19 protein-coding genes are annotated in these 24,152 nt (G+C 61.6%); 7 read left to right on the top strand and 12 right to left on the bottom strand.

The window, feature by feature from the left end:
* Positions 1-7 precede the first annotated feature (7 nt).
* Positions 8-3,511 (bottom strand): transcription-repair coupling factor, encoded by a 3,504-nt coding sequence (gene mfd / locus WEB61_RS13380; RefSeq protein WP_368064838.1) that lies wholly within the window; start codon positions 3,509-3,511, stop codon positions 8-10.
* A 4-nt stretch (positions 3,512-3,515) separates the two neighbouring features.
* Entirely contained in the window at positions 3,516-3,821 is a 306-nt protein-coding gene (locus tag WEB61_RS13375) for a succinate dehydrogenase assembly factor 2 (RefSeq protein WP_368064837.1), read from the bottom strand.
* Between the two features lie 96 nt (positions 3,822-3,917).
* Here WEB61_RS13375 and recG point away from each other — a divergent pair, with 96 nt between their 5' ends.
* The gene (gene recG, locus WEB61_RS13370; protein ID WP_368064836.1) at positions 3,918-6,002 is read left to right on the top strand and encodes an ATP-dependent DNA helicase RecG; all 2,085 of its coding nucleotides are present in this window, start codon (positions 3,918-3,920) and stop codon (positions 6,000-6,002) included.
* Positions 6,003-6,008: 6 nt separating this feature from the next.
* Here recG and WEB61_RS13365 read toward each other — a convergent pair whose 3' ends face one another.
* Complete coding sequence (locus WEB61_RS13365; protein ID WP_368064835.1) at positions 6,009-6,821, bottom strand: DUF502 domain-containing protein; 813 nt, start codon at positions 6,819-6,821, stop codon at positions 6,009-6,011.
* 117 nt (positions 6,822-6,938) lie between these two features.
* Here WEB61_RS13365 and WEB61_RS13360 point away from each other — a divergent pair, with 117 nt between their 5' ends.
* The 5 genes from WEB61_RS13360 to WEB61_RS13340 are packed head-to-tail and all read left to right on the top strand — an operon-like array spanning position 6,939 to position 11,323.
* Positions 6,939-7,973, top strand: coding sequence for a hypothetical protein (locus tag WEB61_RS13360; protein WP_368064834.1), 1,035 nt, complete (start codon positions 6,939-6,941; stop codon positions 7,971-7,973).
* On the top strand, positions 7,945-8,979 hold the full coding sequence (locus WEB61_RS13355) for a phosphotransferase family protein (protein ID WP_368064833.1): 1,035 nt from the start codon (positions 7,945-7,947) through the stop codon (positions 8,977-8,979). The genes WEB61_RS13360 and WEB61_RS13355 overlap by 29 nt, the downstream gene beginning before the upstream one ends.
* Positions 8,980-8,989: 10 nt before the next feature.
* Positions 8,990-9,364 carry a DUF6285 domain-containing protein gene (locus tag WEB61_RS13350; RefSeq protein ID WP_368064832.1) on the top strand — a complete coding sequence of 125 codons (375 nt, stop codon included), beginning with the start codon at positions 8,990-8,992 and terminating at the stop codon, positions 9,362-9,364.
* Between the two features lie 19 nt (positions 9,365-9,383).
* Positions 9,384-10,514, top strand: coding sequence for a DUF3089 domain-containing protein (locus WEB61_RS13345; RefSeq protein ID WP_368064831.1), 1,131 nt, complete (start codon positions 9,384-9,386; stop codon positions 10,512-10,514).
* Entirely contained in the window at positions 10,511-11,323 is an 813-nt protein-coding gene (locus WEB61_RS13340; protein ID WP_368064830.1) for an enoyl-CoA hydratase/isomerase family protein, read from the top strand. The genes WEB61_RS13345 and WEB61_RS13340 overlap by 4 nt, the downstream gene beginning before the upstream one ends.
* A gap of 60 nt (positions 11,324-11,383) precedes the next feature.
* Here the strand turns inward: WEB61_RS13340 and WEB61_RS13335 are convergent, their stop codons facing one another.
* From WEB61_RS13335 to WEB61_RS13295, 9 genes are all read right to left on the bottom strand, one after another.
* Entirely contained in the window at positions 11,384-12,586 is a 1,203-nt protein-coding gene (locus tag WEB61_RS13335; protein WP_368064829.1) for an acetyl-CoA acetyltransferase, read from the bottom strand.
* Positions 12,587-12,598: 12 nt separating this feature from the next.
* A complete protein-coding gene (locus WEB61_RS13330) occupies positions 12,599-14,107 on the bottom strand; it encodes a hydroxymethylglutaryl-CoA synthase family protein (RefSeq protein ID WP_368064828.1) in 1,509 nt (502 codons plus the stop codon).
* Between the two features lie 131 nt (positions 14,108-14,238).
* Positions 14,239-15,510 carry an SPOR domain-containing protein gene (locus WEB61_RS13325; RefSeq protein WP_368064827.1) on the bottom strand — a complete coding sequence of 424 codons (1,272 nt, stop codon included), beginning with the start codon at positions 15,508-15,510 and terminating at the stop codon, positions 14,239-14,241.
* Positions 15,511-15,674: 164 nt separating this feature from the next.
* Positions 15,675-17,498: a glutamine--fructose-6-phosphate transaminase (isomerizing) gene (gene glmS / locus WEB61_RS13320; RefSeq protein WP_368064826.1), complete on the bottom strand. Its 1,824-nt coding sequence runs from the start codon at positions 17,496-17,498 to the stop codon at positions 15,675-15,677.
* A 2-nt stretch (positions 17,499-17,500) separates the two neighbouring features.
* Positions 17,501-18,865: a bifunctional UDP-N-acetylglucosamine diphosphorylase/glucosamine-1-phosphate N-acetyltransferase GlmU gene (gene glmU, locus WEB61_RS13315; protein ID WP_368064825.1), complete on the bottom strand. Its 1,365-nt coding sequence runs from the start codon at positions 18,863-18,865 to the stop codon at positions 17,501-17,503.
* 120 nt (positions 18,866-18,985) lie between these two features.
* Positions 18,986-19,975 (bottom strand): UDP-glucose 4-epimerase GalE, encoded by a 990-nt coding sequence (gene galE, locus WEB61_RS13310; protein WP_368064824.1) that lies wholly within the window; start codon positions 19,973-19,975, stop codon positions 18,986-18,988.
* 37 nt (positions 19,976-20,012) lie between these two features.
* Positions 20,013-21,929, bottom strand: coding sequence for an adenylyl-sulfate kinase (cysC, locus tag WEB61_RS13305; protein ID WP_368064823.1), 1,917 nt, complete (start codon positions 21,927-21,929; stop codon positions 20,013-20,015).
* 12 nt (positions 21,930-21,941) lie between these two features.
* On the bottom strand, positions 21,942-22,736 hold the full coding sequence (gene cysD / locus WEB61_RS13300; protein ID WP_368064822.1) for a sulfate adenylyltransferase subunit CysD: 795 nt from the start codon (positions 22,734-22,736) through the stop codon (positions 21,942-21,944).
* Positions 22,737-22,880: 144 nt separating this feature from the next.
* Positions 22,881-23,216, bottom strand: a complete 336-nt coding sequence (locus WEB61_RS13295) for a hypothetical protein (RefSeq protein ID WP_368064821.1) — start codon at positions 23,214-23,216, stop codon at positions 22,881-22,883.
* Positions 23,217-23,476: 260 nt separating this feature from the next.
* Here WEB61_RS13295 and WEB61_RS13290 point away from each other — a divergent pair, with 260 nt between their 5' ends.
* Positions 23,477-24,124 carry a carbonic anhydrase gene (locus WEB61_RS13290; RefSeq protein WP_368064820.1) on the top strand — a complete coding sequence of 216 codons (648 nt, stop codon included), beginning with the start codon at positions 23,477-23,479 and terminating at the stop codon, positions 24,122-24,124.
* Positions 24,125-24,152 lie beyond the last annotated feature (28 nt).

Genomic DNA, 24,152 nt, shown 5'->3' with positions numbered 1-24,152 from the left:
GGACTCATCACGCCGCCTTTGCCGCGCCTGCCAGTTCCGCCAGCTTCCGCATCAGCACAAAGGTGCCGGCGAGCCGTTCCTCAGGCGTGTCCCAGTCGCGCCTGAAGACCAGCTTGTGGTCGGGCCGGAGCTTCGCATTGCCGCGCTCATCGTTGATGATCTCGACCAACGCCGCCGGACTGGCGAACGTATTGTCGCGGAAAGACAGAACGATGCCCTTGGGCCCCGCCTCGATCTTCTCGACATTGGCTGCCCGGCACATGCCCTTGATCTCGACGATCTTGAGCAGGAATTCGACTTCCTCCGGCAATTTGCCGAAACGGTCGATCAGTTCCGCGCCGAAGCCATCGATCTCCGCGCGCGTCTCGACATCCGACAGTCGGCGGTAAAGCGCCATGCGCGCTTCGAGATCGGACACGTAGTTTTCGGGGATGAGAACCGGCGTGCCGACATTGATCTGTGGCGACCAGCGTCCCTCTTCGTCTTCTTCAGCGCCGCCGCCGCGCATGGCAGCCACGGCTTCTTCGAGCATCGACTGATAGAGCTCGTAGCCGATTTCCCGGATATGGCCGGACTGTTCATCGCCGAGCAGATTGCCGGCACCGCGAATGTCGAGATCGTGGCTGGCGAGCGAAAATCCGGCGCCGAGCGAGTCGAGCGACTGCAACACCTTGAGACGGCGTTCGGCCGCCGGCGTCAGCGTCCGGTTTGCAGGCACGGTGAGATAGGCATAGGCACGCGATTTCGACCGTCCAACGCGGCCGCGAAGCTGATAGAGCTGCGCCAGGCCGAACATATCGGCGCGATGCACGATCAGCGTGTTGGCGGTCGGAATGTCGAGGCCGGACTCGACGATGGTCGTTGAAACCAGCACGTCATATTTGCCGTCGTAAAAGGCAGTCATCTTGTCTTCGATTTCACCCGGTGCCATCTGCCCATGCGCGATCGTGAATTTTACTTCCGGCGCGTAATGCTGCAGAAACTCGCTGGCCTCGGGAAGATCGGCGATGCGGGGCACGATATAGAAGCTCTGCCCGCCGCGGAAATGCTCCCGCATCAGCGCCTCGCGCATAACAACCGGGTCGAACGGCGAGACATAAGTGCGGACGACAAGCCGGTCGATCGGCGGCGTCGCGATGATCGAAAGTTCGCGAACGCCCGACAGGGCCATCTGCAAGGTTCGCGGGATCGGCGTCGCCGTCAGCGTCAGCACATGAACCTCGGCGCGCAGGGCTTTCAACTGTTCCTTGTGCGCGACGCCGAAATGCTGTTCCTCGTCGACAATGACAAGACCGAGATTTCGGAACTTTACCTGTTTGCCGAGCACGGCATGGGTACCAATAACGATATCGACCGTACCGTCGGCGAGACCCGATCTCGCTTCCGCCATGTCCTTGGCGCCGACAAGCCGCGACATCTGCCTGAGCTTCACCGGCAACCCGTGGAAACGTTCGCTGAACGTCTTGAAATGTTGTCGTGCCAGCAGCGTCGTCGGCACTACAACTGCAACCTGATAGCCGTTCAGGGCCGCGACGAAGGCGGCGCGCAGCGCCACTTCGGTCTTGCCGAAACCGACATCGCCGCAAATAAGCCGGTCCATCGGCCGTCCGCGCGCGAGATCTTCCAGCACGGCTTCGATGGCCTGTTCCTGATCGTCCGTTTCGGTGAAGGGAAAGCGGGCACAGAACTCGTCATAGGCGCCCGGTTGCGGTTCCATGACAGGCGCCTTCTTCAACTCGCGTGCGGCCGCGATCTTGATGAGTTCGCCCGCCATCTCGCGAATGCGTTCCTTCAGACGCGCCTTCCGCGCCTGCCAGCCGGTGCCGCCCAGCCTGTCGAGCTGAGCTTCGGCATCGTCCGAGCCGTAGCGCGACAGCAACTCGATGTTTTCAACGGGTAGATAGAGCTTGTCGTTGCCTTGATAAATGAGCAGCAGGCAGTCATGCGGCGCGTTCATGACATCGATCGTCTGCAGCCGTTCGAAGCGTCCGATACCGTGATCCACATGCACGACGAGATCGCCGGGCGACAGGCTCGATGCCTCGGTGAGGAAGTTCTCGGCGCGCTTCTTGCGCCGTTGGCGCACAAGCCGGTCGCCCAGAACGTCCTGTTCGCCGATGACGGCAAGATCATCGGTTTCGAAACCGGCCTCCAGACCGAGAACAATCAGCGAAACTGTATTTTTGCTAACACTGTTAACTTCACTCCATTTATCGGCAATGAGAACATTTCCGATACCATGGTCGTCAAGCACATGGGAGAGCCGGTCCCGCGCGCCTTCGGTCCAACTCGCGATGGCGATACGCTTGCCTGCCCGGCGAAGGCCGGCAATGTGGCCGCCCAGCACCTCGAAGATATTGACGCCGTCCTGCGCGCGTTCCGGCGCGAAGCTGCGGCCCTGCTTGCCGCCCAGATTGATGCCGGCCCCTTCGGGAGTGCGAAATGGTGTGAAAGCCCGCACCGGTCGTGCATTGAGGATCGTGTCCCACTCCGCCGCTTCGAGATAAAGCGCCTCCGGCTTCAGAGGCTTGTAGCTCGGCGCGTCAACCGTCGATCTGGTCCCGCGTGCCGCGACACGCGCCTCGTAATAGTCGCGAACAAGCTCCAGCCGCGCGGCGCGAGCTTCCTCGGCCTGCGCATCGAGCGTGATCGTCGCGCCCGGCATATAGTCGAAAATCGTTTCGAGTTTCTCGTGGAACAGCGGCAGCCAGTGTTCCATGCCGGCATGCTTGCGGCCTTCGCTGACGGCGGCATAGAGCGGGTCGCCGTCATTGACCGCGCCAAGCGCCGCCACGTAGCCGGCGCGGAAACGGCGGATCGTCTCGGCGTCGAGATGGATTTCGCTCGCCGGCACGAGTTCGACATGAGAGAGCTGTCCGACCGTGCGCTGGCTTTCGGCATCGAAGCTTCGAACCGCGTCCAGCGTGTCGCCGAACATGTCGAGCCGCAGCGGCATATCGAAGCCCGGCGGAAAAATGTCGACGATGCCGCCCCGGACCGCAAATTCGCCGCGCTCGCGCACCGTGCCCGTTCGGTTGTAGCCATTGGCCGCCAGATAGGCTGTCAGCGCGTCGAGATCGATTTGGTTGCCGACATGGGCCGACCACGCAGCGGCGCCGACCGTCTCCCGCGCGGGCACGCGCTGCAGGGCCGCATTGATGGTGAGCAGCACGATGAGCGGTTTATCCCCGCCCTTCTCCGCTCGCGCCGCCAGCCGTGACAGCGTCGCCATACGCCGCGCGCTGATATCCCCGTTCGGGGATACGCGGTCGTAAGGCAGGCAGTCCCAGGCGGGGAAAAGCTCGACTTCGACATCGGGTGCGAAGAAGGTCAAAGCCTCGGCAAGCATCGCCATGCGGGCATCGTCGCGAGCAACATGCCCAACCATGCCGTTTTGCATGTTTTTGCATGCTCGCGCGATGTCGGCCAACGCCAGCGCATCGAAGCCTTCCGGCGCTTCACCGAGCGTCAGTCGACCCGGTGTCGTCGCCAATTCTTGCAGTTTGTTCAAGGAATTAGCTCTCGCTCCGGTCCGCCCAAAGCGTTCCCTTCAGGTGATTGAATGTACGAATACGGCCAAGAAGCGGCGTGTCGTGCTCCGCGGGCACGGGTTCACGCCCCGTGATCCAGTTGTAGAGGGACGTATCTTCGGCCTCGAGCAGCGCCTCATATTGGTCGAGTTCCGGAAAGCTCAACGATTCCAACGTGCTGTCGGCGAAGTGGCCGAGGATGAGATCCATCTCCCGGATGCCCCGGTGCCAGGACCGGAACCCGATCCGCCGCAGCCGCGCTTGGTGCTCTTCGGCGCTTGTTTCAGCCATTCCGCTTGTCCCTTTCACGCTCGGGATATAGACCGCTCCGGCCTCTATGTCATTAGAATGGAAGCATGATTCCCACTTGTGCCCATGGGGGCGGCGATGCGGCCTGAGATTCTTTTTCCGCTCTTCGCGCCCGCGCGCACCCTGCCCGGAATCGGTCCCCGTCTCGAAAAGCTTGTGGAAAAACTGGCAGGCAACAAGGTCGCCGACCTTCTCTGGCACCTGCCCTCGGGCCTGATCGATCGTCGCAGCCGGCCGAAGATCGCCGAAGTCCGCGACGGCGAGATCGCCACCATCGAAGTGACCGTCGGCCTGCACGTGGCGCCGCGCAATGCGCGACTGCCCTACAGGGTGCATGTCTTTGACTCTACGGGTGAAATGCAGATCGTCTTCTTCAATGCGCGGCCCGACCATCTTGTCAAAACACTTCCCGAAGGCGCACGCCGTATCCTCTCCGGCCGAGTCGAGTTCTATCAGGGTCAGGCGCAAATGACCCATCCGGATCACATCGTCAGACCCGAAGAAATGGCGACATTGCCATTACTCGAACCGGTCTATCCGCTGACTGCCGGCCTACCTCAGAAAGCGATTCAAAAGGCCACCCTCGGCGCGCTGAAGCTCCTGCCTGACCTGCCGGAATGGCAAAACGCTCCATGGCTTGAGGCGAGAGGGTGGAAGCCCTGGCGCGCGTCGCTGCAGGCGGCCCACACCCCACAGTCCCTGGCCGATCTCGAAACCAATGCGCCGGCCCGCGCCCGCCTCGCCTACGACGAACTCCTCGCCAACCAGCTCGCCCTCGGCCTCGTGCGGCTGCGTATGCGGCGGCTGCCCGGCCGCTCGGTCGCCGGCGACGGCCGCCTGCGAAAACAGGTCATTGCTGCCCTTCCCTTCGCGCTCACAGGTGCGCAGACGCGTGCCCTGGATGAAATCCTTTCGGATATGACGGGCACCCACCGCATGCTTCGCTTGCTTCAGGGGGATGTGGGCAGCGGCAAGACCGTGGTGGCGCTACTTGCCATGCTGAATGCGGTCGAGGCGGGCTATCAGTCGGCGATGATGGCGCCGACCGAAATTCTCGCCCGCCAGCACTATGCGACGTTGGCGCCCTTGTGCGCTGTAGCCGGCGTCCGGCTCAAATTGCTGACCGGTCGTGAAAAGGGAACCCGCCGCGCGGACATATTGGCTGCCGTCGCGAGCGGCGAAATCGACATTCTCGTCGGCACCCATGCGCTTTTTCAGGAAGACGTCGAGTTCCATGCGCTGGCCTTTGCGGTCGTTGACGAACAGCATCGCTTTGGTGTTCACCAGCGCCTTATGTTGACGGCCAAGGGAGGTGTCGGGACCGATGTTCTGGTCATGACGGCAACGCCCATTCCCCGCACGCTGACACTCACCGCTTATGGCGACATGGACGTCTCCCGACTGGACGAGAAGCCGCCCGGTCGGAAGCCCGTCGATACACGCGCCCTGCCGCTTGATCGGCTGGAGGAAGTTGTCGATAGCCTACGGCGTGCACTGACAAAAGGCGCGCAAATCTACTGGGTTTGTCCGCTGGTGGAAGAGTCGGACGAGATCGACGCCGCAGCGGCCGAAGATCGGAGCAAGCATCTACAATCGATCTTCGGCGGCATTGTCGGCCTTGTGCACGGGCGCATGAAGGCGTCGGAGAAGGACAGCGTGATGGCGCGGTTCGCGGCCGGCGACATTCGCATCCTTGTCGCCACCACGGTCATCGAGGTCGGCGTCAACGTTCCGTCGGCGACAATCATGGTGATCGAGCATGCCGAACGCTTTGGTCTCGCTCAGCTTCATCAATTGCGCGGCCGCGTCGGTCGTGGCGACGACAAATCGTCCTGCCTCCTGCTGTATCAGGCGCCGTTGGGTGAAACGGCGGCGGCACGCATTCGGATCATGCGTGAAACGGAGGACGGGTTCCGTATTGCCGAAGAGGACTTACGCTTGCGCGGCGCCGGCGAACTTCTCGGCACGAGACAGAGCGGATTGCCGTCGTTCCGTATCGCTCGCGTCGAGGAGCAACAGGAACTTCTCGCTGCCGCTTATGACGACGCACGGATTGTTTTGAATGGAGACCCTGAACTGGAAAGCCAGCGCGGCAGTGCCCTGCGCATATTGCTCTATCTCTTCGAGCGAGACGAGGCTATCCGGTATCTGCGATCCGGATGATGGTGCCTAGAGACCGACGGGATTGCGGACAGCAACAAGTTCGTCCTCGCTCGTTCGGTGCTTCGGCTGGACCAGACCCGCCGAAATGATCAGCTTGGCGCCTTCCTCGATCGACATATCCAGCACCTGCACGTCTTCCTTCGGAACGAACAGCAGGAAGCCGGATGTCGGATTTGGCGTCGTGGGCAGGAAAACGCTGACAAGCTCTCGCCCGACATGATCCACAATTTCTCCGGTCGTCTGAGTGGTAATGAAGACAATGCAATAAACTCCCTTGCGGGGATACTCGATGAGCCCGACCTCCCGGAACGATGCGCTCGACTGCGATACAACGGTTTCGAATATCTGCTTCAGCGCGCCGTAGATGCTGCGAACGACGGGCATCCGGGCAACGATCCGTTCGCCGAAATTGAGCACGGTGCGGCCGAAAATATTGGCCGTCAGTGCGCCCAGAAGCGTCAGCAGAAAAAACGCAATAATGAGGCCGAGGCCAGGAATATCGAACGGCAGATAATTGTCCGGATGGTATTGCCGCGGCAGGATCGGCGTGAACCAGGTATCGATAAGGTCGATGAACCAGCGCGTAATCCAGATGGTCAGCCCGATCGGCGCGGCCACCACCATGCCGGTCAGAAAGTAGTTTCGAATACGCGTCATGAAGCTCGGCCGCTTGGCGGGCAATAGGAGATGCGGTTCGCCGCCCGCCTGCGGCACTTCGTCGTCCTGCCGGTCTTTCATGCCATCCGCCGTCTGCGTTGCCTCGATTGCCTTGCCCGACCCTTCGGTTGACGCCGGGGCGCGCTGGTCTGCCGCGCGCATGGCTGTTTCATATCATCGTGCCTCTTCCCTGTCAGGCTCAGCCGTTCCATCATGCTGAAATAGATATAAATGGAGCCCTTCCGAGGCTCCTGGAACGATATCAAGGGAGAAGACGGCATGGCCAAGCTCCAGCCGGGAACGAAGATTCGCCTCGCGCCCGAGGACGAATACACCCACAAGCCCGACGCTGCGCAGAATTATAATGAGAGCATGTATTTCAACATGTTCGATCCGGTCCGCAAGACCGGCGGCTGGTTTCGGCTCGGCAATCGCCCCAACGAGGGCTACGCTGAAATGTCGAATTGCCTCTATTTGCCAGATGGCCGCGTCGCTTTCATGTATGCCCGGCCCAAGATCACGGGCAACGCGGCCATGGATGCTGGCGGGATGAAATTCGATGTTATCGAACCGTTCAAGCGCCTCCGCCTGTCCTACACCGGAAATGTCGTGGTCCTGGCCAACCCCCTCGAAATGGCCGACCCTGCGCAAGCCTTCAAGAGCAATCCGGTCGTGCCCTGTGAGGTTGTCCTCGACTATGAAGGTGTTTCGCCGATGTTTGGCGGAGAGACGGTCAAGGCCGACGGCACGCCGCTCGATCTCGATCCGGAGAAATCCTTCGCCAAGGCTCATTACGAACAACATATGGCGGCCAAGGGACACTTCACCGTTGGCGTCGAACGCTTCGAGGTGTCGGGATTTGGCTTGCGCGACAAGAGCTGGGGGCCCCGCTACTGGCAGGCGATTCACTGGTACCGCTGGCTGCCGATGAATTTCGGCCGGGATTTCGGCATGATGATTTCGATCGTCACCAATGACGAAGGCAAGCAACGCCAGGGCGGCATGGTGCTGAAAGACGGTACCTACGATCTCATCGAGTCTTGTACGATCGAGAGCGATTGGGACGACAACTGGTACCAGACCGCCCTCCGTGCGCATGTAAGGACAGAGTCGGGCGCCGAATACGATGTCGAGGGGAAAGTGCTGTCATTGATCCCCCTGCGCAATCGCCGTAAGGCTCCAGACGGGACCGATCTCAACACCCGCATCACCGAAGGCATGACGGAGTATCGTTGCAACGGCATGACCGGCTACGGCCTCTCGGAATATCTCGATCAGATTGTCGATGGCAAGCCTGCCGGCGCGGGACACTGACATGGGTGCCGAGACGAATCCGCTCGCCGGCCCGCTCGATTCAGTCGCGCGCGCCCGATTTCCCGAGGCAACCGGTATCGCAAACCTCAAGCGTCTGTCGGGCGGCGCAAGTCAGGAAACATGGTCGTTCGACGTTTCCACCGCCGAGGGCTCTATACCTCTCATTCTTCGCCGCGCTCCGGGGGGCTCGCGAGACGCCCGAGCAACGGCCGTACCGCTTGAAACCGAAGCCCGGCTGATCGATTTGGCCAGTCACGCAGATGTACCCGTCCCCATCGTTCGTCACGTATTGGCCCCCGACGACGGGCTTGGTCACGGCTTTATCATGGATCGCATTGACGGTGAAACGATTGCGCGAAAGATCCTGCGCGACGAAGAGTTTGCGTCTGCCCGACCGAAACTGGCACGCCAATGCGGTGAAATTCTCGCGCGCCTGCATCGTGTGGATATGGCATCGCTTCCGCCCCTGCGGACGTCGCCGGCGCGCAGCGAAATCAAACAATATCTGGAAACCTACAAAACGCACGGACATCCCCACCCTGTTTTCGAGATGGCCTTTCGCTGGCTTCACGACAACGCGCCACCCGAGGCGACCGCACATACGTTGGTGCACGGTGATTTTCGCAATGGCAACCTGATGATCGGACCAGACGGCGTGAGGGCTGTTCTCGATTGGGAGCTGGCGCATATTGGCGATCCGATGGAAGATCTCGGCTGGATCTGTGTCAATTCCTGGCGGTTCGGGAATATCGATCAGCCTGTGGGCGGTTTCGGCTCGCGCGAGGATATGTTCGCCGGATACGAGGCTGCGGGAGGTACCAGAGTCGACCCGGCTCGCGTCAAATACTGGGAAGTGCTCGGGACGCTGAAATGGGGCGTGATGTGCACCATCATGGTCACGGCCTTCAAGAGCGGGACGGACCGGTCGGTCGAGCGGGCGACAATCGGCCGCCGTTCATCGGAAACCGAAGTGGATTTGCTGCGCCTTCTGGCGCCGCGCGGCTGAGGAGCGAGAGATGCAGGATCAACCATCCGCCGCCGAACTTGTCGAAGCCGTCGCGGAGTTCATTCGCAATCATGCGATGCCGCAACTCCAGGGTCACACCGCTTTTCACGCCCGTGTCGCGGCCAACGCTTTGGACATCGTCAAACGCGAGCTTGAAATTGCGCCCGCGGCCAACGCCAGTGAAGAGGCAAGGCTCAAAACCCTGCTTGGCCGCGACGGCACGTTGGAGGAACTCAATCGCGACCTATGCGCGCGCATCGAAAACGGCACCATCGGTCTCGAAACGCCCGGCCTGACCGATCATCTCTGGGCGACGACCTTGACCAAGCTCGCGATCGACCAGCCAAACTATTCGGGCTACAAGCGCGCTGTCGAAGAAAGCTGATAAAGACGAGGATTATTCGATGCTGCAAAAGGTTCTTTGGGTTGTTGGCGGCTTGGCGGTTCTCGCTGTCGTGGCGGGCGGCTTCCTCTATCTGAACAAGCCCGCTCAATACTATGTTCTGCTGAAACCCTGGACCGGCTTCGACGAAGCCAAGGCGCCGCCAGCGCCGGACTATACGTCGGACGACGCCTGGGCTGCACTTCCCGGGCGGACAGACCTTGCGGATGTTGTGCCCGCCGGAAGCGGCCTCACGGACAATCAGTCGAGCGCCGAAGTCGATGTGTTCTTCATCCATCCGACGACCTATTACGGCAAGGCGGCATGGAACGCGCGTTACGACGAGCCGGGTTTCTCGCTCGACCGGCTGGAAAGCGGTGTCCTGCGCTATCAGGCGAGCGTATTCAACGGATGTTGCCGCGTCTTTGCGCCGCGCTACCGCCAGGCGACCGTCTATGCCTTCATTGGCAAAGGTGAGGACGAGCACGCGGCCCTGGATTTCGCCTATCGCGACATCCTCCGCGCTTTCGAAAATTTCATCACCGAACGCAATGACGACCGCCCGTTCATCCTGGCCGGACACAGTCAGGGTGGGTTGCATGGCTCCCGCCTGTTGCAGGAACGGATCGCCGGTACGCCGCTTGCTGATCGAATGATCGCCGCCTATCTGATCGGGTCGGCCTTGCCGGCGGACCTCGGCATTGAGGGCATCGAACCTTGCGATGGTCCGACTGCCACCGGTTGCACCATTAACTGGAATTCCATGAACGCATCGGCGCCGCGTCGCGGTTGGGTCGAGCAAGGCACAACCTGGCTCGGCGGCACCTATCGCCTGCTTGCGGGCGCACCGCTCGCCTGCATCAATCCGCTGAACTGGATGTTTGGGGGCGCGGCTGAGGCATCCGCAAACCTCGGCAGCCTGCCCTTTGTCGGTTCGGACGACGACTTTCCGGGACCGCAGCCGGAACTGACCGGCGCCGCCTGCGACGACGGCGTCTTGCTGGTCACGGTCGACGAGAACGAGCCGGGCTTCACGATGGGCGTGCGCAGCGGCGACTATCACATCTACGACTACAACCTCTTCTACATGAACATTCGCGCCAATCTCGACGAACGGGTCTCCGCATTCCTTGCGGCAGGAGGCCGGTCATGACCCTGACGAAGCTCGATATCGATCAGGGCATTGCCACCGTCACTTTCGCCAACCCGCCGCGCGGTTACATGAATGCCGCGCAGATGCAGGAAATCGACCAGCTCGCGGAGGAGCTGACAGCCGACGACGCTATCCGCGTCGTCGTTTTCACCGGCGGCATCGAGAATATTTTCATTCGCCACTACGATGTGGCGGAAATACTCGGCTTCGCCGACGCATTGCAAAAAAGCGCGATGGAACCCGACGCTGTCTTTGAGAGAGCACGTGCCGAGACGGCGCTTTCCCGAACTTTCGACAAGGTCGACCGGATGCCCAAGCCCACCATCGCCGCCATCAACGGCTTTTGCCAGGGTGGCGGTTTCGAATTCGCGCTGTGTTGCGATCTTCGCATCGCGCAGGCGGGCGACTACCGGATCGGCCTGCCGGAAACCAATGTCGGCATATTCCCGGGCGCCGGCGGCACGGAGCGCCTGCCGCGCCTGATCGGCGAAGCCCGCGCGCTCGAACTGATCCTGCGCGGCCGCACGGTCGGGCCGGAGGAAGCCGCACGGCTCGGGCTCGTCCATGAATATGTCGAGGGCAGCGCCATCGAAAGGGCCCGTGAATTGGCGAGAGAACTCGCCGCCAAGAGCCCACGCGGCCTCGCCGATGCCAAGGCACAGGTGAAGTCGGCCGCCTGCCTGTCGCTGGCCGACGGTCTCGCCAATGGCCGGGGCCGCTTTGCCGCTCTCGTTGCCGGCGACCCGGACGCGGTGCGGCTGATGAAGGAATTCGTGGCGGGCGACGAGGACATCAACCGCGGCGGTTGATGCAAGCGACAAAAAAGGCCGGGATCACGCCCGGCCTTTTCCGTCTCTTCGACCGAATTTTCAGGCGCCGTGCGCGCCGATGATTGCCACTGAACAGACATTCTGGGAGGGCGAGCCGCCCAGATTGTGGGTCAGGCCGATCTTCGGGTTCGCAAGCTGCCGCTCGCCGGCCCGGCCTTGAAGCTGGAGATACATCTCGTAGGCCATGCGCAAACCGGAAGCGCCGATGGGGTGGCCGAAACATTTCAAGCCGCCGTCGATCTGGCAGGGAACCTTGCCGTCGGCGTCGTAAAAGCCGTTCATGACGTCCTTCACCGCACCGCCCTCCGGCGAGATGAAGAGATCTTCCATCGTCACAAGCTCAGTGATCGAGAAGCAGTCATGCACCTCCATCATGCTCACGTCCTCACGGGGATGGTCGATGCCGGCCTCTTTGTACGCCTTCTTCGCCGCGATCCGCGCGGTGTGGAAGTAGCTGCCGTCCCAGCTGTTGTGCTGGGATTCAAGACCGTTCGAGACGGCGAGCTGCATCGCCTTGACCGTCACGATGTCCTTCTTGCCCAGCGCACGGGCGATCTCCGGTGTCGTTACAATCGCGGCCGCCGCGCCGTCCGAGACGCCGCAGCAGTCGAAAAGACCCAAGGGTTCGGCGATCATCGGTGCGTTCATGACCTGATCTTCTGTCACCGCGTTGCGGAGATGCGCCTTCGGGTTCTTCGCACCATTGGCGTGGCTCTTCACCGACACATGCGCGATGGCACGCTTCAGGTCTTCCTTCGAGACGCCGTGTTTGGCGCGATAGGCAGACGCCAACTGGGCGAAGTTGCCCGGTGCCGAACCCGATGGTGCCCATTGCGGGATAAGCGTACCCATATTGCCGGTCGGCAATCCGCCATAACCCGTATCCTTGAGCTTCTCGACGCCGAGAGCGAGCGCGATATCAGCAGCACCGGAGGCGACCGCGTATACCGCGCCGCGCAAGGCTTCGGAGCCGCCGGCGCAGAAGTTTTCAACGCGTGTAACCGCGATGTTGGGGAGCCGCAGCGCAACCGAGAGCGGCGTGCCGCCCTTGCCGGTGCCGATCTCGTCGATATGCGTGGAGAACCACGCCGCATCGATTTGCGTCGGCTCGATGCCGGCGTCCTGCATGGCTTCGAGATAGGCCTCGACCATCAGTTCTTCGGGACCCGCATCCCAGCGTTCGCCGAACTTCGAGCATCCCATGCCGAGGATCGCGACCTTGTCCTTGATACCTGCCGCCATGTCCGTTTCTCCCTATTCGGCCGCCTGGCCCGTTTGTGATTTTGCTGCGCTCGCCGCGACAGGCACCGCCTTCCAGAAATACCGCCGGAAACCGCGCTTCTCGTCGAATTCCTTGATCCGGAATACGAGCTTCACTTCCATACCGGAATCAACCGTGCCGGCTTCGACATCGGTGAAATCCATCATGATCCGGCCGCCTTCCTCGAACACGACCATGCCGTAATGGTTGGGCGGGTTCATGCTGAAGGAAAGGAAGTCCGCGGACCAGGAGAGTATTTTCGCCTTCTTCTCAGCGAACTTGTAAGGCTCCTGCGTGTCGACCGTATGGTTGTTCGGATTGACCGAAATGCGGGAGCGGGGAAACTGGACGACGCCCGTTTCCGTGCACCGCCCGCCCACGAGCCCCATCAGCATGTCTTCGTTGCGGTAGAGCGTGGTGAGCGCGGTCTTCCTGTCCTGCTCGGCCCGCATCCCCTTTTCCCATTCGATGAGACCGTTGAAGGTGAGGAATTTGAGGTAGTTGGTCTCCTCGGTGCGGTTGGCAAGCGAGCCGACAATGCCGCGTTTGCCGACCTGGCTCGACAGCTTGTCCGTCACCTCGAACACGAGTGCGTCGCAGCCGCCGCCAAAATGCAACAACATCGCCTTGTCGCCGGGTTTGGCTTCCGTCTGGAGGGTGTGAATGAGCATGACGAGTGAATGGGCCGCTCCTGTCTCGCCGCAATTCCCGGCCAGCGTATCCCGCGCCGTTGCCGGATCGAGCCCCGATCGTTTTGCAAGTTGCTGAACGAACTTGTCTCCGAAGCTGCACGGAAGAATAAAATGCTTGATATCGCCAGCACTTACGCCTGACTTCTCGAGTGCCGCCTTCACTGCGCGAGGGATGATTTTCGCGAATCCTTCGTCGCGTATCCAGCGTTCCTCCCAGTTGTAATCGTACTCTTCCGTCTCGCCGCGGAAGTGATCGACAAAATCGACCGTGATGCTGGCGCCGCCGAGATAGGCCGCAATCACATTGTCGGTGCCGACGGCAACCGCGGCGGCACCATCGCCGAAATCGAGCTCCTGCGCTGTGACGGCTTTGGTTTTCCGATGATCGGAGGCGAGCACAAGCGCGTGTTTCGCTTCACCGGCCTTGACGGCGGACAGCGCCTGCATCAGTGCTGACGTGCCGGCCCGCTGGGTGGAGGCGACGTCGACCGCACGAACACGTTCATCGAGCGTCAGCGCGGCGGCGATGATACCGCTGTTCAGCCGGTCCTTGAAGGGCATCGTTGTCGAGCCAAAATAGAGCGCATCTATATGGCTGCGGTCGTCATCCGGTCCGAGCAGATCGCGCGCTGCTTCGACGGCCATGGTGACGGAATCCTCGTCCCAGTTCGCCATCGAGCGCTCACCCTTCCCCTTGCCGAGGAAGTTGGGCGCCACCCATGCGTTGGCCTGCGCGACTGCCTTGCGCTGAAGCCGAAGGCGCGGGATATACCCGCCATAAGCTGTAAGTCCCACCATCTGCTGGGCCATCGGTCTCCCTTTCCGAACACTCGGTTGTTTATTGTTATCGGGAGTTTATCGATGAAATCGGGCTCCAGACAACCGTCCCAATGGGCAGTGCCGAGCAGCCATGCCGCCGCTACGTCAAGTGCCGCCGGTCATCATCCATCCACGACGATGCACTCGATCTTGCGAGCTTCGAGTGCCTTGCAGGCGGCCCGGGCATCGACAATGCCATCAAAGGCTCCAGCCCTGAGTCTGTAGAAAATGCCGCGTTCACCGAGATCGACGCGCTGCACGAAATGCTCATAGCGACCGACCAGCACTTCGGCTGCCTGGGAAATCTTGTCCCATTCATGAACCGCGCTCTGCTCGTCGCGGAAGGCACCGAGCTGTAACCGGTACTGCGCCACCAATGCCGGAGGTTGCGTCGCCATCGTCGACGCAGTCGCGTCGTTCGGCATGGGCGCCGTCGGCCGCAATGAGGCCGTCGTCAACCGATCGGCCGGAGCGATCTCTTCGACGGGCTCAGGTATGGCGGCGGTGATATCTCTTGGCTTTCCGTCGGCTTGGAAACGGACCGCCGTCGTCTCCCAGCCTCCTGAACTCGCGATCCGGGTGACTTGCCCGCCTTCGTTCCCCGACGAAGCGCTCTGGAATGGCGTCAACATGGCCGGCAGCACGCGAGGCTCCCGTGTTTTTGCCGTTTGATCTACCGCGGCAATTTTTCTGCCGCGGGAATCCACATCTTTCGAAAGCTCGGCAAGCTTGGCGCCAGCCACCTCGAACTCGGGGTCGATCGCCAATGCCGCCCGCAGATCGGCCTCGGCGCCGGTCAGGTTTCCGACCTGTTCACGAGCCAGTGCCCGGCCGAAAAGCGGCAGCTTTCTTTCGCTGCCCAGCATGAGCCGGATTGCGGTGGAGTAATTATCGATGGCGGCGTCATAGGCGTGCCGCCGTCGCTCCAGGTTGGCCAGATTGTGGTAGACCGCTGCGTAGTCCGGCGCGAGCGAGATCGTCGCTCGGTAGTCTGCTTCCGCCCGCGCCGCATCACCTGCATTGGCAAGCGCAATCCCGCGATTGTAATGGGCGCGTGCCTGAACCGGGGTCGGCAGGGTGCCGGCTGCAATTGCGCGCGTGTAGTCCCCAATCGCCGCGTCCTGTTGGCCGGTCTTCTGAAAAGAGATGGCGCGATGATAGTGAGCGAGGGCCCGCCCCTCAGCGTCGAGCCCGCCGCTGTCGAGCGCGTTCGAAAAATCGGCCGCCGCCTTTTCGAAATGGCCGTTCTCGATGGCTTCGGCCCCAGCGTTCATAAGTGCCATGGCTTCCGCCACCTCCGCCTGCGCCGATGCATCGCCTGCAGCCAGAACCAGGCCCGCCACAAGCAGAGCGGCCAACGCATGGCGCTGCATGAAACTTGTCAGGCTGGGCATTCTGGACGCCGCATCCGCCGGCCCTCCCCAAACATCGTCGCTGTCGGTGCAACAAGTCTAGCACGCCCGCGTCAGGCGTTAGCTGAGGAGGAGAATGAGAGCAAAATCAAAGCCTTGCAGAACGCACTTCGCTGTTCATGTACGGCCTTGGCCGCGAATCGTCGCTACTCGACCGTCACCGACTTCGCGAGATTGCGCGGCTGGTCGACATCCGTGCCCTTGGAAACGGCGGCATGATAGGCAAGGAGCTGCACCGGAATGGCGTTGACGATGGGCGCGATCAGGGGATCGACGGCCGGCACTTCGATTGTCGCCCAGATACCCGGCCCTGCCCGTTTGATGCCCGCATGGTCTGAAATCAGAACGACCCGCGCGCCGCGTGCGATTACTTCCTGCATGTTGGAGATCGTTTTCTCGAACAGGGCGTCGACCGGCGCAATGACCACGACCGGGACCTCTTCGTCGATCAACGCAATGGGTCCGTGCTTCAGCTCGCCGGCCGCATATCCCTCCGCATGGATGTAGGAGATCTCCTTGAGCTTCAGGGCACCCTCAAGTGCTATCGGATAATTGTGCCCGCGGCCGAGATAGAGAACGTCCCGCGCCTTCGCGAACTCCGCACTCAATGTCTGGATGGCCTCATCCTGCGCCAGCGCTTCGGCGATGTGCCGCGGCACCTCCATCAAGGTCCTCACGAGACGCTCTTCGTCGGCGCGGTCGAGTGTCCCGCGCGCAAGCCCGGTACGGATCGCCAGCACTGCGAGCGTCGTCAACTGACAGGTGAAGGCCTTGGTCGAGGCAATGCCGATCTCGGGGCCCGCATAGGTCGGGAGGATCGCGTCCGAGGCCCGCGCTATTGACGACTCCGTTACGTTGACGACCGAAAGGATTTTCTGCCCTTGCGCGCGACAGTAGTGCAGAGCCGCCAGCGTGTCGGCCGTCTCGCCCGACTGAGAAATGAAGATGGCAAGGCCACCCTCCGGCATCGCCGCTTCGCGGTAGCGGAATTCGGACGCGATATCGACCTCAACGGCAACGCGCGCATAGCGCTCGAACCAGTATTTGGCAACCATCGCTGCGTAATAGGCCGTCCCGCAGGCGACGATGGTAATGCGGGGAACCAAAGCAAGGTCGACCGGCAATGCCGGCAAGCGAATCGTGTCGTCGAGCGGGTTCACATATTCAGATAATGTATGACCGACGACCTCCGGCTGTTCGAAGATTTCCTTCGCCATGAAGTGCCGGTGATTGCCCTTGTCGACAAGCGCCGCCGAAACATCCGTGATCTTGACCGGACGTTGAACCTTGTTGCCGGTTGCGTCGAATATGCTCGCCTCGTCGCGCGTCAGTTCGACCCTGTCGCCGTCTTCGAGGAAGCAGACGCGGCTCGTCATCGGCGCAAGCGCAAAGGCGTCAGATCCGAGGTACATGGCCCCCTTGCCATAGCCGACGGCCAAGGGCGGACCCCGGCGCGCGCCGACGATGAGGTTTTCCTCGCCGCGAAAGACGATCCCGAGCGCAAAGGCGCCCTCAAGTTCGACGAGCGCAGCGGCGGCGGCCTCGCGCGGCGCCAGGCCCTTGTCGAGGTGGTGCGTCACCAGATGGGCAACGACTTCCGAGTCCGTTTCGGTCACAAAATTTGCGCCGCCGGCCGTCAGCCGTTCCCGCAGCTCGCGAAAATTTTCGATGATCCCGTTATGGACGATGGCAACGCGATCGGTCGCATGCGGATGTGCGTTGCGTTCTGTCGGCGCACCATGCGTGGCCCAACGCGTATGACCGATGCCGATGACGCCATCGAGCGGATTGTCCGTCAACAGTCTGTCCAGATTGGCGAGCTTCCCTTCGGCCCGCCGTCTCTCGATCGCGCCGCGGTTGAGCGTCGCGATGCCGGCGCTGTCGTAGCCGCGATATTCAAGCCGCTTCAGCGCTTCCAGAATGACTGGCGCGACGGGTTCTGTTCCAACAATGCCGACAATGCCGCACATGACTATTCGCCCGTTGAAACTTTCTTGGCACCTTCATGCGCCGCCCGGAAGGAGGCAGCCCAGCCACCCTTCTCGAATTGCCTGCCGCGCGCCACCGCCAGAGAATCGACAGCAACATCTTTCGTAATGACGCTGCCCGAACCGATATACGCACCATCCCCGATCTTGACCGGTGCGACCAGCGCCGTGTTGGAACCGACAAAGGCTCCCGAGCCGATATCGGTGAAGAACTTGTCGTAACCGTCATAGTTGCAGGTGATCGTGCCGGCGCCGATGTTGGCATAGGCCCCGACGCGAGCATCGCCGATATAGGAGAGGTGGCTGATCTTGGCACCTTCCTCGATCTTTGCTTTTTTCGTCTCGACGAAGTTGCCGACTTTCGCTTTGCGGCCGATTTCGCTGCCGGGACGGATGCGCGCAAACGGACCGATCTCGGCGCCTTCGGCTATCGTTGCGCCTTCGATGTGGGAGAACGCCTTGATTGTCGCACCGTCGGCAATCGTCACGCCCGGCCCGAATACGACATTCTGGCCGATCGTCACGTCGCGACCGAGCTTCGTGTCGAAACTCATGTAAACCGTTTCCGGATCGAGCATCGTCGTGCCGTCCTCCATTGCCGCCCTACGCAACCGGCGCTGTAGCGCGGCTTCGACAATGGCAAGCTCGGCACGGCTGTTGACGCCCTGGAGATCTTCTTCGGCTGCACGGATCACCGCGCATTGAAGGCCTTCGGCCCGCGCCAAACCGACGACATCGGGCAGGTAGTACTCGCCGCTCGCATTGTCGTTGGTAACTTTAGCGAGGAGGCGGAACAGGTGTTCCCGCCGCACCGCCATCGCGCCGCCGTTGCAGAGATTGATCGCAAATTCCGCGGGCGTCGCATCCTTTGCTTCGACAATCCGCGTCAGCATTCCCGCATCATCAAGAACGAGGCGGCCGTATGGCGCCGGGTTGCTCGCTTCGAAACCGAGTACAACGACGGGCGTATCCGTGCCGCAAGCGTCGATCATTCCGGAAAGGGTTTCGCTGCGCATGAGCGGCGTATCGCCGAACACGACAAGCACCACGCCTTCGTCCTCACCGACCGCCGTCTCCGCGGCGCGCACGGCATCGCCCGTACCACGCGGGCTGGGCTGAATGACGGACGAGACTTCAGGCAGCAGTGACCGCGCAAAAGAAGCGATCTCTTCCATGCCAGGAGCAAGAACCAGTACAGGGCGCGCATCACCCGCGCGCTCGACCGCCGCCAGGACATGACCGAGCATCGGTCGCCCGGCAACGGGATGCAGCACTTTCGGCAAGCGCGATTTCATGCGCGTGCCCTTGCCGGCGGCAAGAATGATGGTGCTGACGTTTCCTCTCGTCATGATCTCCGACTGTCTCCCTTTTGGGCTGGCCGAAACTGGCATATCGCCCGATTTTCCGGGAAATAAATTTATATTTCACTATATTGCCCCACCCGCCCGAAACGGGGACAAGATCATCGATCAGTGTCTGTTTCGGGCCGCGAGCCGGCGCTCCCAGTCGAGCGCATGGCTGACGATCGTGTCGAGATCGTCATAGGCCGGGACCCAGCCAAGCGTCTGCTTGATTTTCGATGGATCGGCGACGATGGAGGCCGGATCGCCGGCACGTCGCGGTGCGTGGCGGATATCGAAGCCGTGCCCGGCCTTGCGTTCGACCGCACGCAGAACATCGCGGACCGAGAAACCGTGTCCATAGCCACAATTGGCAACCATATTTTCGCCGCCCCGCCTGAGGTGGTTCAGCGCCGCCGTATGGGCGGTCGCGAGATCGCTGACATGAATGTAGTCGCGAATGCAGGTGCCGTCCGGCGTCGGATAGTCTTCGCCGAAAACCTCGATATAGGGCCGCTGGCCAAGCGCGGTCTGACAGGCGACCTTGATGAGATGCGTCGCATTGGCGGTCGACTGACCGATACGGCCTTCGGGATCCGCGCCCGCCACGTTGAAGTAGCGCAACGCTGCATAGGTCATCTCATGGGCATCCGCGACGTCGCGCAGCATCCATTCGGTCATCAGCTTGGAGCGGCCATAGGGCGAAATCGGCGCCAGCGGTTCGTTCTCGCCTACCGGCGAACGCTCCGGCATACCGTAGACCGCGGCGGTCGATGAGAAGATGAAATGCTTGACGCCACCCCTGACGCACCGCTCGATCAGCGTCCGGGATCTGGCCGTATTGTTGAGGTAATACTTCAGTGGATCGACCACAGACTCGGGCACGATAATCGAGCCCGCGAAGTGGATAACAGCCTCAACATCGCGTTCCGCGATGACCCGATCGACCAGTGCTTCGTCGGCTATGTCGCCGACAACAAGCGCCTCGGGCGCCTGCACGGCCCAATCAAAACCGGTCGACAGATTGTCGATGACGACAACGTCTTCGCCGGCGTTCATGAGGTCGATAACGGCATGGCTGCCGATATAGCCGGCACCGCCGGTCACGAGAATGCTCATTCAGGGCCCTGTCCGCATCTGGATTCCTGCGGAGCCCTTATACCTTGAACTTCGTCTCCACATAATTGACGAGCCGCTCGACGCATTCGTCGATCTGGGCAGCGGCGGTGTCGACCACGAGTTCGGGGCTGTCGGGCGCTTCGTAAGGCGCAGAAATGCCTGTGAAATCCTTGATTTCGCCAGCCCGCGCCTTCTTGTAGAGGCCCTTCGGGTCGCGCGCCTCGCAGGTCTCCACGTCGGCCTTGACGTGAATTTCGTGGAAATTTTCCGCCGCCTCGCGGGCCCGATCCCGGTCCGAGCGATAGGGGGAGATGAAGGAGGTAATGGCGATCATGCCCGCGCGGCCGAAAAGAGCGGCAACCTCGCCGACGCGCCGGATGTTTTCCGCCCGGTCTTCCGGCGAAAAGCTCAGATTGGCGTTGAGGCCATGACGAACGTTATCGCCGTCCAGCACATAGACATTGTAGCCCTTCTCGAAGAGCCGCTTTTCGAGCGCCACCGCGAGCGTCGACTTGCCGGCACCCGACAGGCCGGTGAACCAGAGAACGCCGCCCTTGTGTCCATTGCGGAAGGTACGCGCATCGGCGTTGATGCCGTCCGCGACAAGCGTGATGTTGGTCGAGCGAGCGGTGATAAGATCACGCTGGTCGGCATAACCCTCCATCGAAATGATGCCGCCGCCCGCGATGTCGTATTTGTCGACGAGAACGAAACGACCGCTTTTCGGCGCCTTGGCGAACTCATCCAGCGCCAGCATCCGCCGGGCCCGCATGACGACTTCGGCGACCTGGTTGCGCTCGACTTGATGCGACGAGGTGTTCGAGAGGTCGCTCGTGTCGATGATGCTCTCGATTGATTGGACAGTAACGGGCGCCTCGAGCGTACCGAGTTTGATGCGGTAGCTCTTGCCCTTCACCATCGGCTCATGCCCGAGCCAGAAAATCCGGGCGCGGAACACGTCGGTTTCGACCGGCGAATGCTCGACATGGCTGACCAGTTCGCCGCGCTCGACGAAAATCTGTTCATCGAGTGTAATGCCCACGGATTCGCCGGCAGACGCCTCGGTCGGCTGCTTCTTGCCCGGAACGGTCGACCAGGACTCGATGCTTTGCACCCGCGCCGACTTGTTCGAGGGCGAAAAAAGCAGCGTGTCGCCGACACGCAGACGGCCTTCCTCGATGCGGCCGGCAATGATGCGCCGGTGATCGAATTTGTAGACATCCTGCACCGGGAAGCGCAGCGGCCGTTCGACCGGTGACGCCGTCGGCATGAAACTGTCCAGCGCCTTGACGACGGTCGGGCCCTTGTACCAGGGCATCTGCGTCGACTGGTCGACGATATTATCGCCCTGCCGCGCCGAGACGGGGATAACGAATGTCGGCGTCACCCCGATCGAGGTCAGATAGTCGCGATATTCGGTTTCGATAAGGTCGAACTGATCCTTCTCGTAGTCGATGAGGTCCATCTTGTTGACCGCCACCGCAACCTGCCGAATGCCGAGCAGATGCAACAAGTAACCGTGCCGGCGGGACTGTTCCCTGACGCCTTCGGCCGCATCGATAATCAGCAGCGCCGCGTCGGATTGCGCGGCACCCGTAATCATGTTCTTGAGGAACTCCTTGTGGCCCGGCGCATCGATGATGGTGTAGTCGCGGAAATCCGTCTTGAACCAGATCTGGCTCGTGTCGATGGTGATACCCTGATCGCGCTCGGCCTGCAGCGCGTCCATCAGAAAGGCCCATTCGAAGGGAACGCCGCGGCGCTCGCACATGGCCTTGATGGACTCGTATTTGCCGTCCGGCAGCGAGCCGGTGTCGTGGAACATCCGGCCGACAAGCGTCGACTTGCCGTGGTCGACGTGACCGACGATGACAATGCGCAGAAGATCGCGCGCAGAGGCGGGGTTGGGGTTCACGGCGGCCAGTCTCACCTTGGCTTCTGATGCTTCGGACATGCTCGGATTTCCTTACAGATAGCCGTCGGCGCGAAGACGCTCAAAGGCATCTTCCGACTCGTGATCCATGGCGCGGCCCGACCGCTCGGAAATCTTCGTGGTGCGCAGTTCCTCGATGATTTCCTCGATGGTCGTTGCTGTGCTGGCGACGGGCGAGGTGATGTCCTTGTCGCCCAGCGACCGGTACCGCTTGCCGTCCTTGGCGAAATAGAGCGCGATTGTGGGGATTTGCTCGCGCAGCGTGTAGAGCCAGATATCGACTTCGGTCCAGTGCAGCAGCGGGTGGATGCGGATATGGGTGCCCGGCGGGAAGTCGGTCTTGAACTGGTCCCAGAATTCCGGCGGCTGATCCTTGAAATCCCACTGGCCGGTGAGGCCGCGCGGGCTGAAAACGCGCTCCTTGGCGCGGGTCGCCTCCTCGTCGCGGCGGATGCCGGCGAAGAGCGCATTGAAGCCGTGCTTCTTGATCGCGAGCTTCAGGCCTTCGGTCTTGCGCGCCGCCGAACGCGCGGCGGGCGGCAGGGTGTCATCGATCGTTTCAAGTAGCGGGCACTCTTCGCGAATGAAATTGAGGCCCCATTCGGCGGCATAGCGATCGCGGAAATCGTACATTTCCGGAAACTTCTTGCCGGTATCGACATGCATCACCGGAAACGGCACGTGACCGAAAAAAGCCTTTCGCGCCAACCAGATCATCACGTTGGAGTCCTTCCCCAACGACCACAGCATCGCGATGTTTTCGATCCTGTTGAAGGCTTCGCGGAAGATGAAAATGCTCTGGCTTTCGAGCTGATCGAGACGGTCCATAACGGCCTTCCTGCGCAGGTCCCGCCTGCGACGCGCGATAATACACAAGAAAACGGGGTTTAATTTTCAAACCCCGTCTGTGCCTGTGATTTAGTGCGGTCGGCGCCTCTTTGCAAGCGTCAAAAACGCCGCAGATTGAGCCGCTTACGCTATTCGCGACCGAACCCGCCGCTGCGGCACCAGCCCGTTGGACGGGCAACGCGCCGCCGGAACCGACTTGGCGGCTGTCCGCTGCAAGGGGCGCGGACGGTCGACGGCGGGGCTGAGACGGCCGCCTTTGCCGCTCTTTCCTTCAAGTTTGCGCATCAGCGCGTCGATGCGCGCGTTCATTTCGTGACTTCTGCGCTCGGCGCGCTCGGCCTTGAGCGCCAAGAGGCTGCGCACGTGAAGCGTTGTCAGGATCAGCAGCAAAAGCAACAGCCCGCCTATCGAAATCTGGCTTTCCACCGACAGATTTTCGATCATTTCGACATACGACATGTCTTTCCCCATCGACTGAACCGGCGGCCCGCGGCGCGCCCCTTTTTGGCGCAAAGTCTATGCAGAATCCGGGCCTTTGCCTATGGCGCAGGAGACCGGACGCGACGGGGAGGCGGTTTCGCCGGCGCCTGCATATTTGGCAGGCACCCTGCCCGTTCCGCCGCCACACGCGACCGCAACCCTTTGCCGCCGCGGCATCTTTCATCGACGGCGCTGCTTGTGTATGAAGGCCGCCGGGACCAGCGAGGAGCGCCGCACGCATGGACACGATCGACAGCCTGATTGACGGATACCGCGCCTTCCGCGCCGGCGCCTACAAGCAGAATGAAGCGAGATATCAAGCACTTGCGGCCCGCCGCCAGCGCCCCAAGGCGATGATCATTGCCTGCTGCGACAGCCGCGCCGACCCCGCGATGATCTTTTCGTCCGACCCCGGAGAACTTTTCGTCGTCAGAAACGTCGCCAACCTGGTGCCGCCCTACCAGCCCGACGGCAATTATCACGGCACCAGCGCGGCGCTGGAATTCGGCATCAATGCCCTTGAAATCACTGAGATAATCGTGATGGGCCATGCGAGCTGCGGCGGCATCGAGGCGCTCTACGACGCCGGCTGCGGCCACCCGCCGGAAGGCGAATTCATTTCCGCCTGGATGTCGCTGGCGACCGGTGTCGAAACGGCGGTGCGCGAAGCCCATGGCGACCTCGACAAGGCGGCGCTGCTGCGCCTGATGGAGCAGAGGGCCGTCGTGCAATCGCTTGAAATGCTTCGAACTTTTCCGTTCGTCGCCAAGCGCGAAGCGGATGGACGCCTGCGCCTGCATGGCTGGTTCTACGGCATCGGCAGCGGCAAGCTGTCGATCTACGACGCCAAAACCGACCGCTTCGCCGAGGTTCCGGACCAGGCCTGACCTCTCTCTGTCATCGAACTGTCACAAA

This window comes from Parvibaculum sp., assembly GCF_040882025.1.
Classification (GTDB): Bacteria; Pseudomonadota; Alphaproteobacteria; order Parvibaculales; family Parvibaculaceae; genus Parvibaculum.
Note: the sequence above shows the minus strand (reverse complement) of the source record. Positions and strands in the feature narration are given on the sequence as shown.

Coding starts and splice junctions, on each gene's coding strand:
- glmS (WP_368064826.1), bottom strand. CDS start 17,498: ATGTGCGGCATTGTCGGCATTGTTGGAACAGAACCCGTCGCGCCAGTC.
- cysC (WP_368064823.1), bottom strand. CDS start 21,929: ATGTCCGAAGCATCAGAAGCCAAGGTGAGACTGGCCGCCGTGAACCCC.
- WEB61_RS13340 (WP_368064830.1), top strand. CDS start 10,511: ATGACCCTGACGAAGCTCGATATCGATCAGGGCATTGCCACCGTCACT.
- WEB61_RS13330 (WP_368064828.1), bottom strand. CDS start 14,107: ATGGCCCAGCAGATGGTGGGACTTACAGCTTATGGCGGGTATATCCCG.
- WEB61_RS13290 (WP_368064820.1), top strand. CDS start 23,477: ATGGACACGATCGACAGCCTGATTGACGGATACCGCGCCTTCCGCGCC.
- galE (WP_368064824.1), bottom strand. CDS start 19,975: ATGAGCATTCTCGTGACCGGCGGTGCCGGCTATATCGGCAGCCATGCC.
- WEB61_RS13335 (WP_368064829.1), bottom strand. CDS start 12,586: ATGGCGGCAGGTATCAAGGACAAGGTCGCGATCCTCGGCATGGGATGC.
- WEB61_RS13325 (WP_368064827.1), bottom strand. CDS start 15,510: ATGCCCAGCCTGACAAGTTTCATGCAGCGCCATGCGTTGGCCGCTCTG.
- WEB61_RS13295 (WP_368064821.1), bottom strand. CDS start 23,216: ATGTCGTATGTCGAAATGATCGAAAATCTGTCGGTGGAAAGCCAGATT.
- WEB61_RS13360 (WP_368064834.1), top strand. CDS start 6,939: ATGGCCAAGCTCCAGCCGGGAACGAAGATTCGCCTCGCGCCCGAGGAC.
- WEB61_RS13350 (WP_368064832.1), top strand. CDS start 8,990: ATGCAGGATCAACCATCCGCCGCCGAACTTGTCGAAGCCGTCGCGGAG.
- glmU (WP_368064825.1), bottom strand. CDS start 18,865: ATGACGAGAGGAAACGTCAGCACCATCATTCTTGCCGCCGGCAAGGGC.
- cysD (WP_368064822.1), bottom strand. CDS start 22,736: ATGGACCGTCTCGATCAGCTCGAAAGCCAGAGCATTTTCATCTTCCGC.
- WEB61_RS13375 (WP_368064837.1), bottom strand. CDS start 3,821: ATGGCTGAAACAAGCGCCGAAGAGCACCAAGCGCGGCTGCGGCGGATC.
- WEB61_RS13365 (WP_368064835.1), bottom strand. CDS start 6,821: ATGCGCGCGGCAGACCAGCGCGCCCCGGCGTCAACCGAAGGGTCGGGC.
- recG (WP_368064836.1), top strand. CDS start 3,918: ATGCGGCCTGAGATTCTTTTTCCGCTCTTCGCGCCCGCGCGCACCCTG.
- WEB61_RS13355 (WP_368064833.1), top strand. CDS start 7,945: ATGGCAAGCCTGCCGGCGCGGGACACTGACATGGGTGCCGAGACGAAT.
- WEB61_RS13345 (WP_368064831.1), top strand. CDS start 9,384: ATGCTGCAAAAGGTTCTTTGGGTTGTTGGCGGCTTGGCGGTTCTCGCT.